This window comes from Kribbella rubisoli (assembly GCF_004217145.1).
In the GTDB taxonomy this organism is placed as follows: Bacteria; Actinomycetota; Actinomycetes; order Propionibacteriales; family Kribbellaceae; genus Kribbella; species Kribbella rubisoli.
In genome coordinates, this window is the sequence record NZ_SHKR01000011.1 from 1866210 (window position 1) to 1884320 (window position 18111).

Consider the following 18111-nt stretch of genomic DNA (forward strand, 5'->3'; position numbering starts at 1 on the left):
CCCCAGTGTGTCACTACCCTGGCCAGATGCGGTCTGCCGTCGACACCTGGATCCTCGACCTCGACAACACGCTGTATCCCGCGAGCGTCGGTCTCGCGGATCAGATGAACACCCGGATCCGCGCCTACCTGGCGAATCTGTTCGGAACCGACGACGCCGGGGCCCGCCGGCTGCAGGCTCAACTGGTCGCCGAGCACGGGACGACTCTGCGCGGTCTGATGAACACCCGGTCGATCGACGCAGACGACTACCTCGCCTGGGAACACACCATCGACTACTCGGTCCTCCGGCACGACGGAGCGCTCGCCGACGCGCTGCAGTCACTCCCCGGCAAGCGGTACTTGTACACGAACGGCTCCGCTTACCACGCCGAGCAGGCGTTGGGGCGGCTCGGGTTGACGGCTCATTTCGACGGGGTTTTCGACATCCTCGAGGGCGAGCTGATCCCGAAGCCGTACGCCGAGAGCCTCGACGCGTTCCTGGCCCGCTTCGCGATCGACCCGGTGCGGGCGGCGATGGTCGACGACCTCGAGGTGAACCTCACCCTCCCGCACGATCGCGGGATGACGACGGCGTTGATCACGCACGAGCCGTCCGCGGACGGGACGCCGTACCAGCAGCTCGCGCCGAAACGCTGGCAGGTCCAGGACCTGCCAGCGTTCCTCGGTTACCTGTCGGCTCAGTGAGTTGTGATGCGGTAGACGCCACCGCCGACGGTTCCGGCGTACAGCCACTGCCCGTCCGGTGACGTGATCAGGCTCGCCACGTCCAGGTTGGGCAATCCGTCGGAGATGTTGTGCCAGCTGCGCCCGCCGTCGCGGCTGTTCAGCACGCCCCGGCCGCCGACCGGGAGTCCCGCGTCGGCGCCGTCACCGTCGGCCGCGAAGAGTTGGCCGTCGGCGCCGTACGTCAGCGCAGTGATGTTCAGCCGGAACCCGGAGGTCGCGGCCGCCTTCACGGTCCGGCCGCCGTCCCGGCTGTCGTACAGGCCGTCCCCGCCGATGACCAGGTGGTTGACGTCGTGCGGGTCGAGCGCCAGCACCGACACCGGTACGTCGGACAGCGGCTGGACCGTTTGGCCTTGGTCCTCGGAGCGGTACAACCCGTCCGGTCCGCCGAGCCAGAGGTGGTCGGGGTTGCGCGGATCGGCGGCGATCGCGGTGACGCCGATGGCAAGGTTGTTCTTCCGCCAGGTCTTCCCGCCGTCCCGGCTGACGACCACGCCCGGGCTGAGTACGTCGGCGACCGCCGCATAGATGTAGTCGCGGTTCGCCGGGTCGACGACGATCTGGTAGACGCGCGCATTGGCCAGCACATTCAGCTTGACCGCCCACGTCCTGCCGCCGTCGGTCGACTCCTCGATCGTCGGCCGGCCCTGCGCCTTCGAGACGGCCCGGAACAGCCGGTGCGGATCGGACGGGTCGGTGGTCAGCGCCGTGATCCGGTTTCCCAGCAGGATGTCGCTGCCGTTGAGTCCCCAGTCGTGGTCGGCCGGGCTCGGAACCCGCTGAACCGGCAACGCGGTCGTGAAGGTGGAGAACGTCGTACCGGCAACCAGAGTGGACTTGCCGGACTCGTCCTGGCCGACGGCCAGCGCGTGTACGTCGGCGCTGGTCAGGCCGACGCGGTGGTACGTGGCGCCGGAGTCGTCGGTGAGGTACACCCCGCTGCCCGCGGCCGAGACGACCAACTGCTTGCTGTTCGGCGGCGAGGAGATCCGGAAGATGTCGTTCCCGACCGGGGCCGGCATCGTGCTCCACTGCGTGCCTTCGCCCCGGTCGACGAAGATCTCGTCTTCCGTCGCGGCGTACACGTCGCCGTTGACGAATTGCACCGTGGACATGGTTTCGCCCACCGGCGCCGCCGGCCCGGGTTGCCAGCTCGCGCCGTTGTCACGGGACAGGTAGAGCTGCCGCGGGGTACGGGCCACGAGCAGGTTCGCATCACCGGCGACCTCCGCCACGAACTGGTCGTCCTCGGGTGAGGTGAACAGCTCCTGCTGCGGCTCCGGCGTACTGTCGATGTTCCGGATCACGTAGAGCTTCAGGCCGTCGCCGAAGTACAGGTCGTCGCCGATCAGGCTGACCTGTTGCAGGTGCTCGCCCGGGCTCGGGTAGTTCGTCCAGGTCTGACCGCGGTCGGTGCTGACATAGACGCTGTTGTCGAACGTGGGTACGACGAGGATCCGCCCGGTCGGGTCGATGGACAGGTCACTCGGACTGACGTCCGGGAACGGCAGCGTCGTCCAGGTCTCGCCGGCATCGTGGCTGACCAGGATCTTGCCCTGGTACGTCGGGTCCGGCCCGCCCTCGACCGCGAGGTACACCGTGTCCGGCCGGGTCGGGTCGGTCGCCATTCCGAGGTCGACACCGGCACCGATCGGCAGATTGCGCAGCTCACGCCAGGTGGAGCCGGCGTCGTCGGTCCGGAACACGCCGGGCCGCGGCGAAAGGTACGGCATGGCGAACATCCGCCCGGCCTTCGAGGTGTAGCCGATCTTCTCAGCACCCTGACTGGTCGGACCGACGGACTGCCACCCGTTCGGACCGGATCCGTGTGCAGTGCCGAGTTCCTCGTACGACGTCTGCCCGTCGAGCCATGCGCCCGAGGACGTCCGGGCGGTCGCGGACACCTGGTACGCACCGGCCGGCCCTGCGGGCACGGAGTACTTCCACCAGCCCGTGTGGTCGAACGTCGCCGTACCGGTGATCGCGTGGTGCGACCCGGGCGGAGTCACGGACACTCGCGGCGCCGCGGTCAGTCCGGCGTCGGAGTGGATGTAGACCGAGGCACCGGCCACAGTCGGGTCCGGGTTCGCGTGCAGGTCGAGCGGCCGGACGGCCAGCAGCCAGGGAACTGACAGGTCCGGCGACCCGCTGACCGAGGCACGCAGCCATCCACTCCAGTCCGCGCCGCCTGCCGGACGCGCGCCGATCACGGTAAGGCGGACAGTCACCTTCTGCCCCCGGCCGAGTCGGGCGGAGCTCGGGGAGACCGAGACCTTCGCCGGCGTAGCAACGGCCGACTTCGCGTCGAAACGCAGCGTCCTGGTCGTGGACGACACGTTGGTCAGCGTGACCGTGCTCGTCGAGCGGAGCGTGCGGCTACTGAGGTCTGCTACGCCGAGGCTCAGCGACCGCTCGTTCGGCAGGACGGCCAACTGGTCGGCACCAGCCACATCCAGTCGGCCTGATCCCTGGGTGACGGCGTCCAAGGCCGTCGAGAGTCGGTCGGCGCCACCAGTCAGTGCCGCTGCGACCTGTTCGGCAGTCCAGTCAGGATGCGCCTGTCGGATCAGCGCGGCAGCACCGGCGACGTGCGGCGCCGCCATGCTGGTGCCGCTGTCCTCGGCGTACTGTCCGCCGGGCCACGTGGACCGGATCTCGACCCCCGGCGCGACCAGGTCCGGCTTGATCGCATAGCTGCCGGACACCGGGCCCTGTGCGCTGAACTCGGCGACCTGGTCGGTCGCGTCGGTACCACCGATGTGAATCCGGACCGGGCCTTGCGAGAGCCACTGCGACAGGTCCGACGCATCGGTCCCGTTCATGACGGTGGCGACCAGTGAGGCCTTGCCCGGGTCGTCCGCCGTACCGGTGGCGAACGCCGGCAGCAGCAGGTGGCCCGCACCGCCCTTGTAGTAGTTCGGCGTCCGCAACAGGACCGCCTTCGCACCGTGCTGCTCGGCGGTCGCGAGGATGTCGCCGAGCGTCTCGCTGTTGTACGCGACCAGGACGGCTTTGCCGGTGGCATCGATGGTGTCGTAGTCGCCAGGGCCGCCGTTGACCGCGTCGACAACCTCCAGGTCCTCACCACCGGCAGGCGGGTTCGCGGACAACCCGACCCGCTGGACGTCGAGTGCACGCCGCACAGGCGCGGTCACGGTGACAGTCGGTACGTCGATCCCGGTGATGCTCGCGCCGACCGCGAGGATGTCCGGCGCCTCGGCCGGCGAGCCGACGGTGCCTTCACCGGGACCGTCGTTGCCTGCGGCAGCGACCACCACGACCCCGTCGTGGACGGCGTTCTCGGCGGCCTGCTCGAGCGGGTCGTCGGGCGCCGGATCGCCGGACAGGCTCAGGTTCACGACGTCCGCGCGGTACGGGTTGTCAGCGGCGACCGCGGCCTCGAACCCGGCGATGACGGCGGACTCGAAGCCCTTGCCGTCCGCGCCCAGCACCTTGTACGCGGTCAGGGTCGCGCCCGGTGCGACGCCGGTGCGGCCGTCAGGCTGCGTACTGCGGCCCGCAACGATCCCCGCGACGTGGGTGCCGTGGCCATTGTCGTCGATGGGGTCGGCGTCGCCGTTCGCGAAGTCGTAGCCGGCGGCAACCTTGTGGCCCTTGCCGAATCCGCCGCCGAGATCGGGATGGGTGTAGTCGATCCCGGTGTCCACGATCGCGATGGTCTGACCCGCGCCGGTGACCGCCGTACCCTTGCGATCCTTGGTCTGCCAGACCTCGGGCGCCTTGATCTGCGTCAGCGCGGCGTCACCGCTGGAGTGGACCTGCTGGTCCGGATACACCGCGGTCACGCCAGGAAGGGCGCGGAGCCGGGCGACGCCGGCCGCGTCGGTGGTGACGGCCACAGCGTTGAGGAGCTGGCTGAACTCGCGGGTGACGGTGGCATGGATGCCGGCGGCCACCACGGCCTGCCGGAAGCTCGCATGAGCGGCCTGCACTGCGGTCGCCCGCTGCGGGACCAGCGTTCCCGCGGACATGGCCGGTGTGCCGGCGAACTGGACGATCACCCGCGTATCAGGCGTGGGAGAGGTCGGCGTGGACGGTGTGGCGACGGCTGGGGTGGCTGCGAGGACGAGGGTCAGCGGCGTCGCCAACGCCAGCGCCCCTCGGATGACACGTCTCGGTACAGGATGCATGGAGGGCACTCCCGATGGCAGGACGGAAATCGATCTATGGCGGATGCAGTGTGCTCACGACGCGCAGCGCGCGGCCAGTGGATCGGGCGGCACGATGAAGCCAATGTCCTTCAGTGGCCATCGGGAAATTCGCTGCGCCGGGACCAGTTCCGCGGAGTACTCTCGCCAGAATGTCCAGGGAGAGAGTTGACGAAGGCAGGCTCTCCGTTGTCGGTGTCACCGCTCTGGACGAGCAGCTGTACCGGCGCTTGCTGACCGCGCCGGGCTCGACCTTGGCCGAACTGACGGCCGGGACCGGCATCGGCACGACCCGCGCCCGGCAGGCGGTCGCGCGGCTCGAGCGGTGCGGACTGGTGAGCCGGCGGCCGGGTGTGCCGGCGAGGTTCATCCCGGCGCCGCCGGATGTCGCTGTTGGCTCCCTGATTGCCCGCCGCCAGGACGAGCTCGAGCGGGCCAGGCTGGAGGCGGAGAGTCTGCTCGCGGACTTCCACCAGGGCACGCGCTACGAGCACAGCTCGCAGGTCGTCGAGCTGATCAGCGGCCAGGCCGCCATCAGCCAGCGCGCGGCCCAGCTGATGAGCGGCGCGGAGCACGAGGTGGTGTTGTTCGACAAGCCGCCGTACGTCGGCGCGCAGGACAACCCCGACGAGATGGACGCGCTGGCCCGCGGCGTGCGGTGGCGAGCGATCTACTCCACCGAGTCACTGACCGAGCCGGGCCAACTCGCCAGGATGACTGCCTTCCGCGACGCGGGCGAGCAAGCCCGGCTGTCGCCGGTGGTGCCGACCAAGCTCGTCATCGTGGACCGCCGTCTCGCGCTGATGCCATTGGGGGTCGACGGCTCGGATGCGGCGCAAACCGCAGTACTCGTCCACCCCAGCTCCTTGCTCTCGCTGCTCGTCACGCATTTCGACGGAATGTGGGAGCGGAGCATCTCGTTCGACCAGCACCTGAACGGCGGTCAACCGCCGGCCAAGTCCGAGCAGCGGGTGCTGCAACTACTCTCGGCCGGCCTGAAGGACGAGGCGATCGCCCGCCAGCTCGGGATCAGCCTGCGCACCACGCGCCGATGGATCGCGCAGGTGATGGCCGACCGCGGCGTCACCACCCGGTTCCAGCTCGGCCTCGTCGTTGCGCGCGAACTCACCTCCTGACATCTGATGAATCGCCCGGCCTCTCGCGGGCTCCCGACCGCACTGTGGCGAATGTGACCGTAATTGGTCTGAGGACTTACGCTTCGGGGAGGAGGTGACGAATGGCTGCTACAGACAAGGCGCTGGCCGGTCTGCGTCAGATGATCGCGTCGGGCGAGCTCGGGCCGCGGGCGAAGTTCCCGCCGGAGCCTGAGCTGTGCGACCACCTGGGGGTGTCCCGCAGTTCGTTGCGCGAGGCGGTGCGGTCGCTGGCCGCGCTCGGCGTGATCGAGTCCCGGCACGGATCGGGTACGTACGTCTCGGCGCTCGACCCGGCCTCGATCATCAGCCGGTTCTCGCTGTCGGTCGAGCTGATCCCGCTGGAGGGCGTGCTCGAACTGCTGGAGGTACGCCGGGTGCTCGAGTCGCACGCCACCGCCGCCGCGGCCGCCCGTCAGGACCCGGAACTGGCCATCAAACTCGGCGAGATCCTCGATCGGCTCGAGTCGACCACCGACGCGACCGAGATCCACTTCCTCGACGCCGAGTTCCACGGCGCGATCTGCTCGGCGGGCGGCAACTCGACGGTCACCGCGCTCACCGGCGTGATCCGCGGCCGCGGTGGCCACTACCGGATCTTCGAGCCGGGCGCCGACTTCAACGCGATCAAGCAGACGAGCGACCGCGGCCACCGCGCCATCCTCTCCGCGATCGCCACCCGCGACCCCGCGGCTGCAGCCACTGCGGCCTCCGCTCATATCGCGCAAACCGAACTCTGGCTCCGCGCTCTCCGCCCCGAACCCCAGCCCGACCTGCCATGAGGTGGACGCTCCGCCCAGCCAAGCCGACCGATCTCGAGGACCTCGTCGAGCTTCGGGCCGTCGTCATGCGCCCCGACCTGGAGCGCCTCGGCCGGTACGACGCGCATCGCGTCCGGCAACGGCTGCGCGACGGATTCGCGCCCGAGCACACCCAGATCATCGAGGTCGGCGGCGAGCTGGCCGGCTCGATCGCGGTGAGGCCGGCCGAGGATCGCCGGTGGCTCGAGCACTTCTACCTGGCCCCACGGCACCAGGGCCAGGGCCTCGGCACCGCAGTGCTGCGGAGTGTTCTGCAGCGCATCGACGGAACCGTCTGGCTGAACGTCCTGCAGGGCAGTCCGGCCCGCAAGCTGTACGAGCGCCACGGCTTCGTCGTGGACAGCGAGGACCCGATCGACATCTTCATGGTCCGGAAATTTCTCTGACCTGTCGAGATCTTGCGCGCAGATCGTCGGGTGCATAACCTCCAGACACTTCGTCCGGAGGGGATCCGCCAATGTCCCGTTCACGCTTGCTCACGGTCGCGTGTGCGACCGCACTCCTCGGTGCCGTCCTCGTAGCTCAACCAGCCGCCGCACATCCGGCGCCGCGGATCACGCGGGCCGGCCTCGATCCCGCCTTGGTCGCCGGCCGCGGCGCCCACGTACCGTTCGTCGAACAGGAGGCGGAGAACGCCGTCTTCACCGGCGAAAAGATCGGCCCGGGGCGCGACGCGTACACGCTCCCGGCCGAGGCCTCCGGGCGGACCGCCGTACGGCTGCAGCCCAAGCAGTACGTCGAATTCACGCTGACCCGTCCGGCGAATGCGCTGACGCTGCGGTACAGCATCCCGGACGCGCCGGGTGGTGGCGGGATCACCGCGCCACTCGACGTCTCGGTCAACGGGAAGCACAAGCAGACGATGACGCTGACCTCGCAGTACGCCTGGCTCTACGGCATGTATCCGTTCTCCAACGACCCGAACGTCGACCCGATCCCTGGCTGGTGGAAGCCCGAGCCGGACCCGGTCGCCAAGCCCTTCCGGCCGAACCACTTCTACGACGAGCAGCGCGTGATGCTCGACCGCACATACCAGGCCGGCTCGCGCGTCCGGTTCGCCGTACCCCGGGCGACTGCTGCGGCGTGGACCGTGCTCGACGTCGCCGACTTCGAGCTGGTCCGCGCACCCCTCAAGCAGCCCGGTGGCTCGTTGGACGTGCGACTGTTCGGCGCCGATCCGACCGGTCGGCACGACGCGGCGCCGGCGATCGAGCGCACGATCGCCGCAGCTCGACGCATCGGCTGGTCGGTGTTCATCCCGGCCGGCACGTTCCAGGTCAACCGGCACATCGTCGTCGACAAGGTGACGATCCGCGGCGCCGGCAACTGGTGGACGATCATCAAGGGCAAGGTGCTGCCGCTGGCCGAGCCCGCGCCGGACAAGTCCGTGCACAGCGCGCCCGGGTTCTACGGCAACTACGCCGCCGACGGCGGGAGCACCGGCGTACATCTGTCGGACTTCGCGATCGAGAGCGACGTACGCGAGCGCATCGACACCGATCAGGTGAACGGGATCGGAGGCGCGATCGGCGGCGGTTCGACGATCGAGAACCTGTACCTGCACCACACCAAGGTCGGCATCTGGCTCGACGGCCCGATGGACGGGCTGCTGATCCGCAACAACATCATCACCGATGCTGTTGCCGACGGCATGAACCTGCATCTTGGGGTGTCCAACGTTCGGGCGACCAACAACTTCGTGCGCAACAGCGGTGACGACGGGCTGGCGATGTGGTCGGAGTCGAACGCGGACGGCCTCGTGAACCACAACAACGTGTACGACCACAACACCGTCCAGACGCCGGTGCTGGCGAACGACATCGCGATCTATGGCGGGCGCGACAATGCGGTCACCGACAACCTGGTCGCGGACCCGATTCGCGAGGGCAGCACGCTGCATGCGAGTTCGCGGTTCAACGCGACGCCGTTCGAGGGCACGCTGACCTTCGCCCGCAACACCACGGTCCGCGGCGGTCCGCGGGATCTGAACTGGGACATCGGGCTCGGCGCGATCTGGCTGTATGCCTTGCAGTCGACGATGTCCGGCACGATCGAGATCACCGACAGTACGTTCCTGGACTCGACGTACAACGCGATGATGTTCGTCGTCGACTGGCCGGTGAAGGACGACTATGCGATCACGAACGTTGCCGTCCGCAACATCAAGGTCGACGGCACCGGGACCAACGTCATCAACGCTCGTGTTGGCGGCTGGGCGACGTTCGAGAACGTCGACGCGCGCAACGTCGGCGCGCCGTTCGTCAACAATTGCGGGACGTTCCACTTCAACGGGCCGCCGGAGTTCGAGGTCCGGGACCTGGGCGGCAACGACGGCGGCTGGACCGGCGCGACATGGTGCGAGGACCGCCCCGCCGTCGTACCGCCCCCGCCGCCGTCACCCTGGAACTGAGGATCCTCAGCCCATCACAATCGGCCGGCGTCGGCGGGCTCACGCTCGCCGGGCCGGGGCGCCGGCGATTGTGATGGCGTGGGCATCCGGAACGCGAGCACGAGGACGACAGCACCGACCAGGACGATGCCGGCACCGACCAGGGCCGCGACGTGCATGGCGTGGATGAACGCGTCGTTCGCGGCCTTCACCAGCTCGGGGCGGCCGAGTGTGCCAGCCACGTGCCGGGTCGCCTCGGCCGACGTACCGGCGGCATCCGGGAGGCCGACGAGCGACGGCGCGATCCGATGCTGATACGTCGACGACACGATCGTGCCGAGAATGGCGACGCCGAGCACGCTGCCGACCTGGCGAAGGACGTTGTTGACGGCCGATCCGGCGCCCATGCGATCGAGCGGAAGGGTCGCCAGTACGGCGGTCGTGGTCGGCGCCGTGGTCATACCGATGGACAGACCAACGAGTGCGCCGACGACACCGACCCACACCAGCGAGGTGTCGACGTCGTAGAGCAGGTTCAGCGAGGAGCACGCAGCCAGCACGAACACCGCCGTACCGGAGACCTTGGCCACGCCGAACCGGGCTGCCAGCCTCGAACCCAACTGCGAGCCGACGATGACACCACTTGCTGCAGGCAACGACATCAGGCCGGCCGACAGCGCGCTCATCCCGCGGGCGCCCTGCAGGTAGAACGCGAGGTAGAAGCTCTGACCGGTCAGCAGGAGGAACACGACCGCCAGGGTGAAGTTGCCGGCCGCGAACCGGCGGTTGCGGAACAGGCGCGGGTCGAAGCTCGGCTCCCGCTCCCGCCACTCGGAGAAGACGAATCCGGCGAGCAGGACGAGTCCGGCCGCGATGCTCGCCCACACCTGCCAGCGGTTCCAGCCGCCCTGGTGACCACCTTCGATCAGCCCGTACGAGAGGCCGAGCAGGCCGAGGGTGGACAGGCCGAGGCCGAGCGGATCGAGCCGGCGGCGCTGTGGGCTTCGCGGGTTCGGCAGGACGAGTGCGGCGCCGACCAGGCCGAACGCGACGATCGGCAGATTGATGGTGAAGACCGAGCCCCACCAGAAGTGGTCGATCAGCAGGCCGCCGAGCACCGGTCCGACGGCGACGCCGACACCGGCCGACGAGCCCCAGATCGCGATCGCGCCGGCCCGGCGTTCCGCCGGAAAGGTCCAGCCGATGATCGCCATCGACGTCGGCATGATCAGCGCGCCGCCGAGGCCCATCGCGGCGCGGGCCAGGACGAGCGCGACCGGTCCGGTGGCCCAGGCGGCCCAGGCCGAGGCGCCGCCGAAGACCAGCAGACCGAGCATGAGGATGGTGCGGTGGCCGAAGCGGTCACCGAGAGCACCGGCCAGGAACAAGGCGGTGGCGAAGAGCAGTGAATAGATGCCGACGGCCCACTGGAGTTGGCCGGGTGTGGCGCCGAGGCCGTCGACGGGGTCGGCCAGGCGTTCGAGAGCGATACCGAGAACGGTCGAGTCGATCCAGATCAGGACGGCCGAGACGACCAGGATGGCGAGGATGCGGCGTTGCCGCCGCTCGGGGATGAGGTCGATCGAGGACACGAAGTCTCCTATAATTGTCAGGACCCTGACGAGATCTCGATCATCCTCGATTGACAGGAACCTGTCAATCTCCTTTTCGTGTCCGCTCACGGACCCGGGCAGAATGGGGAGCATGGACTCCTATGGCGACGACGGCTGCGTGACGTTCCTCGTCCGGCACGCCTGGCTGAGCATGCGCTCCGTGCTCGCCGAGGCGCTCGAAGAGCACGGGCTGTCGGTGCAGCAGTACGGGACGCTGCTCTGCGTGCGGAAGGATCCCGGCCTGACCATCGCCGACGTCGGCCGGGTGGTCGGCACCACGCGGCAGTCCGCCAACGAGCTGATCACCGGGATGGAGCGGGCCGGCCTGATCGAGCGCAGGCCGAACCCGAAGGACCGGCGTACCCAGCAGGTCCACCTGACCGACGCCGGAGCCCGCCGACTCGACGAAGCGACCCCGGCGATCCGCAAGGTCGAAGACGAGCTCGAGGCGTCGTTCACCGCGGCCGACCGCTCAGCCGCGCGCGCCTGGCTTGCGCACATGGTCACCGCCGTCGAAGGTTGACGAATGCGAGCACATGCTGAGCGGTTGGACGGGCTGGGTACGACGATCTTCGCCGAGATGTCCGCGCTCGCGGTGGCGACCGGGTCGGTCAACCTCGGCCAGGGCTTCCCGGACCGTGACGGGCCGGACTCGTTGCTCGAGGACGCGATCGCGGCGATCCGCGCGGGCGCGAACCAGTACCCGCCGGCTCGCGGCGTACCCGCGCTGCGGCAGGCGATCGCGGATCATCAGAAGCGTTTCTACGACCTCGCGTACGACCCGGACACGCAGGTCCTGGTCACCACCGGCGCCACCGAGGCGGTCGCGGCGGCGCTGCTCGCGTTCGTAGAGCCGGGCGACGAGGTGATCGCCCTCGAGCCGTACTACGACTCGTACGCGGCCGGCATCGCCTTCGCGGGCGGACACCGTGTGCCGGTGACGTTGCGCGCACCGTCGTACCGGCTGGATCTGGACGAGCTGCGGGCCGCGGTGACGCCGCGGACGAAGGTCCTGCTGATCAACTCCCCGCACAACCCGACCGGCACTGTGCTGACCGACGACGAGCTCCGGGGCATCAGCTCGCTGGCGGTCGAGCACGACCTTGTCGTCATCACCGACGAGGTCTACGAACACCTGGTGTACGACGGCCACCAGCACCGGCCGCTCGCGTCGTACGACGGCATGGCGGACCGCACCGTATCGATCAGCAGCGCCGGCAAGACCTTCGCCGTCACCGGCTGGAAGATCGGGTGGGTGACCGGCTCTCCGGAGATAGTCACCGCCGTCACGACCGCCAAGCAGTTCCTCACCTTCACCTCCGGCGCCCCGTTCCAGCCCGCCGTCGCCAATGCGCTTGCCCTAGGCAACGACTACTTCGACGCCCTCCGCGCCGACCTCCAGTCCCGCCGCGACCTCCTCGCCGACGGCCTCGCCGACCTCGGCTTCGAGGTCCACCGCCCCGCCGGCACCTACTTCATCACCACCGACATCCGCCCCCTCGGCCACACCGACGGCATCACCTTCTGCCGCATGCTCCCCGAGAAAACCGGCGTAGTAGCCATCCCCCACCAAGTCTTCTACGACAACCCCACCCCCGGCCGCCCCCTGGTCCGCTGGGCCTTCTGCAAACAACCCGAAGTCCTCCAAGAAGCCCTCAACCGCCTACAGAAACTCTGAGCCCTGACTGTGGATGGGCCACGACAGTCAGACCGACGATGTGCCATAATCGGATCAGCTCACCAGGTGCTGCTTGGAGAGAAGTGAGGCTGGGATTCCCACCGGATGATGGGGCCCAGCTTTCGCGTTTCTAGCGGACCGGCAAGTGATGGACGGCAACCGTCTCGGACAGGGCGAGCAGCCATCTTGGCTCGCCCAGGTTGGCCGCCGTCACCGCCCCGGCAACCGCATCCGGAAGCCAGAGCATCGGTTCCTGGAGCGGACGTGCGAAGCCGACGGTGGTTGTGCGCGACAACAACCCCTTGTCCCGAGCGCTGTCGACCAGGCTCAGGTCCCGCTTGTCCTGTGCCGAGGCTCGCGACTCCAGCCAAACCTGGCCAACTCCCAGCTGATCCAGTTCGTAGAACAGGTATTCCAGGCCGCATCGCCGCGCCCGCTCCTGCTTCTGTCTGTGAACCGGACTGCCGACCACAACAATCGCCACGAGACCGAGGCCCGCGACAGTTTCGGCGATTACATCCTCCGCTTGGCCGACTCCGCGACCCAGTGCAGACGCACAACCCTTCGCTGCGTCAGCATCCGGCGCTCCGCTCTGAGACTCGCGACCGCGGCATCGTCGGTGACGACCGCGGCGAGCGTGTAGGTCCCCGGATGCTGATCGTTGCCGACTATGACGGACTCGTCGATCCAGGCACTCAGGGTGGACTCTGAGGTGGATGAACTGGGCACCACCGGATTCTTCCGGAAATGCAAGGCTGACCGCAGTCGTCATCCACAGGTGTCGTGGGGCATTGCGGGGCAGGGCGGGGCAGATTGGTCAGGGGAGGAATTTTGAGAGGGTTTCGGGGTCTCGGGCTATGGCGGTGGTGTTGTCGGCGGCGGTGATTATGGGGCGTTGGATGAGGATGGGGTGGGTGGTCATCGCCTCGATCCAGGTGGTGCGGTGGGAGGCGTCTCGGGGGACTGTGCGGAGCGGTTCGGCCTCGGGTTCGTTGGGGCGGATGAGGTCCCAGGGTTCTAGGTTGAGGCGGGCCAGGAGCTCGGTGAGTTCCTGGGCGGTGGGTGGGTCGTCGAGGTAGCGGCGGACGGTGTAGGGGATGCCGGCCTCGTCGAAGGCCGCGGTGGCTGCTCGGCATTTGGAGCAGGCGGGGTTGATCCAGATCTCCACTAGGGCCTCCCGAACCAGAGTTTGGTGGGGCGTTGGAGCATCAGGATCAGGAGGGTTACGTGGATCGCGAGGCCGAGGATGCTGGCGGGTAGGGCCATCACGCCGGCGGCGATGCCCATGGCCGCGACTGCGATCAGCATGTAGCGCGACCAGCGGCGTCGTTTGCGGAGGTAGAGGGCGGGGACCAGGTAGATGAACGCGCAGATCATCGCCGCCGCGACCGCAACCGGTGCGTTGCCGCGGGAGCCGGTCAGTACTTCGGAGATCTGGTCGCCGGCCGAGGTGAGCGTGAGGATCGCGAGCAGCAGGCACATCACGCCGAGACCGATCGCGATCACCGAGGCGATCGTGACCTGCTTGGGCGGAGTCAGCTGATAGCCGTACGTGTCCGGAGCCGCACCGAACAGACCGCTGTACGGTCCTGGTCGCTCCTCGCCCGGCAGGTTGCCGCGCTGCTCACTCATTCGTTCCGATGTTCCTTCCACCTGCCCCCTCCCCGATCCTGCCAGATCACCCAAGCCGCACCACGGCAACATCGAGATGGGAGAAGCCCAGGTACGGCGTGACGTCCGCGTACGGCAGGTCACACAGGAAGTGCACCGTCGTACCCGTCGTCCCGTCGGAGGCGACCGGCTCGAGGCCAGTCACTGGAATGCCGTGCTCGTAACGCTGCGTCCACGACCCGTTCGTACGGCGGTTGGTGTGGATCAGCCAGTCGCTGAGCGCGGCGACAACGGACATCCCGCGCCGCGGATGGCCATCCGGTAGCGACGGGGCGGCAGGGTCGTCGAAGAACCGGAGGTCCTTCGTCGCCATGACCGGCTTCTTCACCACGTTCCCGTGGTCGTCGACGCGCGTGTCGGTCCCGCGCCCGTTGTCGGCGATCGAGATCGAGCCGTCCTCGTGCAGCGTGACGGTGCACTGGCCGCGCTGCCCGGCGGACTCAGCCTCGTCGTCGGCGTAGGCGAGCACCTCGAGCACCAGATGCAGTACGCCGCCAGGCGCGTACCGCTCGACGTCAGCGCGGATGGCGCCCAGATGATCCCGGTCGACGGAGGCTGCCCAGTCGTGCGTGGTGTTCACCCAGTGCGTCACTTTCCGATTCCTTTCGCGTGCCCGGCTGGTCTAAAGAGTAAAGACCCGAAAGGAAGAGATATGCGCAAGATCATCGCCTCGGCACTGGTGACGCTCGACGGGGTCGCCGAGGATCCAGGCGGCTACAGCGGTACGTCGTACGGCGGATGGGCATTGCCGTACTTCGGGGAGGAGTCCGTGCGGCTGTCGATCGAGAAGCTCGCGGGATGCGACTACTTCCTCTGCGGACGTCGTACCTATGAGATGTTCGCGGCCGCGTGGGGCAACGCCGAGGGACCGTACGCCGACCGGCTGCGGAGCCTGCCGAAGTTGGTTGCCTCCAGCACCCTCAAGGGCGACCTGACCTGGAATGCCACGCTCCTCGAAGGCGATGCGATCGCCGCCCTGAAGCAGCTCAAGGAGCAGGACGGCGGCGACATCATCATGTACGGCAACCCGACCCTGTTCCGCAGCCTGCTCGAGAACGACCTGGTCGACGAGCTCGACCTCATGGTGCACCCGGTCCTGCTCGGGACGGGTTCGAAGCTGTTCGTGGACGGCACGCCGACCACGAAGCTCACGCTCGACAGCCACACCGCGTTGGACAACGGCGTGACGATCCTGACCTACCGGACATGAGAAACGGGGCCCGGTCATGAAGACCGGGCCCCGTTTCCGTCAGGACACCTCGAGGGCGTCCTTGGCTTCGTTGAGCGTGACCTTGACGGTCTCGCCGTCGCGAATCGAGCCGTCGAGCAAGCCGCGAGCCAGCTCGTCACCGATCGCGGACTGGACCAGCCGGCGCAGCGGGCGAGCGCCGTACACCGGGTCGTACCCGGTCATCGCCAGCCACTCCATCGCGCCGTCGTCCACCTCGAGCGTGATCCGCCGGTCGACCAGCCGCCGCTGCAGCGCGGCGATCTGCAGGGCCACGATCTTCGTCAGCTCCTCGCTGCCGAGCGCGTCGAACAGCACGATCTCGTCCAGCCGGTTGATGAACTCCGGCTTGAACGACTGCCGCACGACCGCCATCACCTGGTCCCGCTTGGCCTTGTCGTCCAGCGACATATCGGCCAGGTACGCCGAACCCAGGTTGCTGGTGAGGATCAGGATCACGTTGCGGAAGTCGACAGTACGACCCTGGCCGTCGGTCAGCCGACCGTCGTCCAGCACCTGCAGCAGGATGTCGAAGACCTCAGGGTGCGCCTTCTCGACCTCGTCCAGCAGGATCACCGAGTACGGACGCCGCCGCACTGCCTCGGTGAGCTGGCCGCCCTCTTCGTACCCGACATAGCCGGGCGGGGCGCCGACCAGCCGCGCGACGCTGTGCTTCTCGCCGTACTCCGACATGTCGATCCGGACCATCGCCCGCTCGTCGTCGAACAGGAAGTCCGCAAGCGCCTTCGCCAGCTCGGTCTTACCAACACCGGTCGGCCCGAGGAACAGGAACGAACCAGTCGGCCGGTCCGGGTCGGAGATGCCGGCCCGCGCCCGCCGTACGGCGTCGCTGACGGCCTTGACCGCCTCGCGCTGACCGATCAGCCGGTGACCAAGCTCGTCCTCCATCCGGAGCAACTTGCCGGTCTCGCCCTCGAGCAGCCGCCCGGTCGGGATCCCGGTCCACATCGCGATCACCTCTGCGATCTCGGTCGGACCGACCTCCTCGTTGACCATGGCCTCGGGGCCCTCGACGACCTCGTCCTCCTCGGACGCCTTCTCCAGCTCCTTGGTGAGCTCGGGAATCTCGCCGTACAGGATCCGGGCCGCGGTCTCCAGGTCGCCGTCGCGCTGGGCGCGCTCGGCCTGGCCGCGCAGCTCGTCGATGCGCTCCTTGACCTCACCGACCCGGTTCAGGCCGGACTTCTCGCGGTCCCAGCGGGCTTCGAGGGCTCGCAGCTCCTCCTCGCGGTCGGCGAGGTCGGCGCGCAGCCGCTCCAGCCGCTCCTGCGACGACGGGTCCGCCTCGCGGGACAGCGCGAGCTCCTCCATCTTCAGCCGGTCGACGGTACGACGGAGCGAGTCGATCTCGACCGGGGAGGAGTCGATCTCCATCCGCAGCCGGGACGCGGCCTCGTCGACCAGGTCGATCGCCTTATCGGGAAGCTGGCGGCCAGAGATGTAGCGATGCGACAACGTGGCCGCGGCAACCAATGCCGAGTCGGAGATGGCGACCTTGTGGTGCGCCTCGTACCGCTCCTTCAGACCGCGCAGGATCGCGATCGAGTCCTCGACCGACGGCTCGCCCACGAACACCTGCTGGAAGCGACGCTCCAGCGCCGGGTCCTTCTCGATCCGCGTCCGGTACTCGTCCAGCGTCGTGGCACCGATCATCCGGAGCTCACCGCGGGCCAGCATCGGCTTCAGCATGTTGCCGGCGTCCATCGCGCCCTCGCCGGATGCACCGGCGCCGACGACGGTGTGCAGCTCGTCGATGAACGTGATGACCTGACCGTCAGACTCCTTGATCTCGGTCAGCACCGCCTTCAAGCGCTCCTCGAACTCACCGCGGTACTTCGCACCGGCGACCATCGCACCGAGGTCCAGGCTGATCAGCCGGCGGCCACGCAGCGACTCGGGCACATCACCGGCCACGATCCGCTGGGCCAGCCCCTCGACGACGGCGGTCTTGCCGACACCGGGCTCACCGATCAACACAGGGTTGTTCTTGGTACGACGGGACAGCACCTGGACCACACGCCGGATCTCGGAGTCACGGCCGATCACCGGGTCGAGCTTGCCTTCCCTGGCCCGCTCGGTCAGGTCGACGCCGTACTTCTCCAAGGTCTTGGTGGTGCCTTCAGCCTCCGGGGAGGTGATCCGGCGGTTGCCCCGCATCTGGTCGAACGCCTGCAACAGCGCGTCCGCAGTCACGCCGAGCGCGGTCTGGGCCGCACCCTCGACGGTCGCGAGCGCGATCAACAGGTGCTCGGTGGAGACGTACTCGTCCCCGAGCCCGAGGGCCCGCTGCTCTGCCTGGTTCAGCACGTCGCCGGTCTTCGGCGACAGGCTCGGCGCCTGCACGCTGCCACCGCTCGCCTTCGGGAGCCGGCTCAGCTGCGCGGCGGTCTTCTGGCGCACGACGTCGATGTCGCCGCCGGCTGCCTCGAGCAGACCGATCGTCGTCCCCTCAGGCTGCGCGAGCAGCGCGGAGAGCAGGTGAATCGGTTCCACGGTCGGGTTGCCCGCCGCGGAGGTCTGACGGATCGCGACCGACAGGGTTTCCCGGGCCAGCGTCGTCAACCGCTGAACGTCCATCTATTTCCAGCCTTTCAGCTCAACTAACAGGTCTCACCAGACACAACCTATCGAAACTTGAG

The 18111-nt window shown here is 68.4% G+C and carries 16 protein-coding genes; 8 read left to right on the forward strand and 8 right to left on the reverse strand.

Annotated features, from left to right (window positions below; translation table 11 throughout):
* The first annotated feature begins 26 nt into the window (after positions 1-26).
* The gene (locus EV645_RS11945; protein WP_130442628.1) at positions 27-686 is read left to right on the forward strand and encodes a pyrimidine 5'-nucleotidase; all 660 of its coding nucleotides are present in this window, start codon (positions 27-29) and stop codon (positions 684-686) included.
* On the opposite strand, the gene EV645_RS11950 is transcribed toward EV645_RS11945, so the two are convergent.
* Positions 680-4879, reverse strand: a complete 4200-nt coding sequence (locus EV645_RS11950; RefSeq protein WP_130442630.1) for a S8 family serine peptidase — start codon at positions 4877-4879, stop codon at positions 680-682. The two genes, EV645_RS11945 and EV645_RS11950, sit on opposite strands and share 7 nt — an antisense overlap.
* A gap of 170 nt (positions 4880-5049) precedes the next feature.
* Between EV645_RS11950 and EV645_RS11955 the strand changes: the two genes are divergently transcribed.
* From EV645_RS11955 to EV645_RS11970, 4 genes are all read left to right on the forward strand, one after another.
* The gene (locus EV645_RS11955) at positions 5050-6033 is read left to right on the forward strand and encodes a helix-turn-helix transcriptional regulator (protein WP_130442632.1); all 984 of its coding nucleotides are present in this window, start codon (positions 5050-5052) and stop codon (positions 6031-6033) included.
* A 101-nt stretch (positions 6034-6134) separates the two neighbouring features.
* Positions 6135-6833 carry a FadR/GntR family transcriptional regulator gene (locus tag EV645_RS11960; protein ID WP_130442633.1) on the forward strand — a complete coding sequence of 233 codons (699 nt, stop codon included), beginning with the start codon at positions 6135-6137 and terminating at the stop codon, positions 6831-6833.
* Positions 6830-7258 (forward strand): GNAT family N-acetyltransferase, encoded by a 429-nt coding sequence (locus EV645_RS11965; RefSeq protein ID WP_130442635.1) that lies wholly within the window; start codon positions 6830-6832, stop codon positions 7256-7258. The genes EV645_RS11960 and EV645_RS11965 overlap by 4 nt, the downstream gene beginning before the upstream one ends.
* Positions 7259-7329: 71 nt before the next feature.
* Entirely contained in the window at positions 7330-9282 is a 1953-nt protein-coding gene (locus EV645_RS11970) for a glycosyl hydrolase family 28-related protein (protein ID WP_130442637.1), read from the forward strand.
* Positions 9283-9296: 14 nt separating this feature from the next.
* On the opposite strand, the gene EV645_RS11975 is transcribed toward EV645_RS11970, so the two are convergent.
* A complete protein-coding gene (locus tag EV645_RS11975; RefSeq protein WP_198681554.1) occupies positions 9297-10853 on the reverse strand; it encodes an MFS transporter in 1557 nt (518 codons plus the stop codon).
* Positions 10854-10965: 112 nt separating this feature from the next.
* Between EV645_RS11975 and EV645_RS11980 the strand changes: the two genes are divergently transcribed.
* Entirely contained in the window at positions 10966-11397 is a 432-nt protein-coding gene (locus EV645_RS11980; RefSeq protein WP_130442639.1) for a MarR family winged helix-turn-helix transcriptional regulator, read from the forward strand.
* A 3-nt stretch (positions 11398-11400) separates the two neighbouring features.
* A complete protein-coding gene (locus EV645_RS11985) occupies positions 11401-12552 on the forward strand; it encodes a pyridoxal phosphate-dependent aminotransferase (RefSeq protein ID WP_130442641.1) in 1152 nt (383 codons plus the stop codon).
* Between the two features lie 130 nt (positions 12553-12682).
* On the opposite strand, the gene EV645_RS11990 is transcribed toward EV645_RS11985, so the two are convergent.
* From EV645_RS11990 to EV645_RS12010, 5 genes are all read right to left on the reverse strand, one after another.
* Positions 12683-13036, reverse strand: a complete 354-nt coding sequence (locus EV645_RS11990) for a hypothetical protein (RefSeq protein ID WP_130442643.1) — start codon at positions 13034-13036, stop codon at positions 12683-12685.
* 29 nt (positions 13037-13065) lie between these two features.
* The gene (locus EV645_RS11995; protein ID WP_130442645.1) at positions 13066-13281 is read right to left on the reverse strand and encodes a hypothetical protein; all 216 of its coding nucleotides are present in this window, start codon (positions 13279-13281) and stop codon (positions 13066-13068) included.
* A gap of 88 nt (positions 13282-13369) precedes the next feature.
* Entirely contained in the window at positions 13370-13720 is a 351-nt protein-coding gene (locus EV645_RS12000; RefSeq protein ID WP_130442647.1) for an ArsC/Spx/MgsR family protein, read from the reverse strand.
* Entirely contained in the window at positions 13720-14184 is a 465-nt protein-coding gene (locus EV645_RS12005; protein ID WP_130442649.1) for a hypothetical protein, read from the reverse strand. The genes EV645_RS12000 and EV645_RS12005 overlap by 1 nt, the downstream gene beginning before the upstream one ends.
* Before the next feature lie 46 nt (positions 14185-14230).
* Positions 14231-14815, reverse strand: a complete 585-nt coding sequence (locus tag EV645_RS12010) for an ATP-binding protein (RefSeq protein WP_130442651.1) — start codon at positions 14813-14815, stop codon at positions 14231-14233.
* A 60-nt stretch (positions 14816-14875) separates the two neighbouring features.
* On the opposite strand from EV645_RS12010, the gene EV645_RS12015 reads away from it, so the two are divergent.
* Entirely contained in the window at positions 14876-15433 is a 558-nt protein-coding gene (locus EV645_RS12015; RefSeq protein ID WP_130442653.1) for a dihydrofolate reductase family protein, read from the forward strand.
* A 39-nt stretch (positions 15434-15472) separates the two neighbouring features.
* On the opposite strand, the gene clpB is transcribed toward EV645_RS12015, so the two are convergent.
* Positions 15473-18049, reverse strand: a complete 2577-nt coding sequence (gene clpB / locus EV645_RS12020) for an ATP-dependent chaperone ClpB (RefSeq protein ID WP_130442655.1) — start codon at positions 18047-18049, stop codon at positions 15473-15475.
* Positions 18050-18111 lie beyond the last annotated feature (62 nt).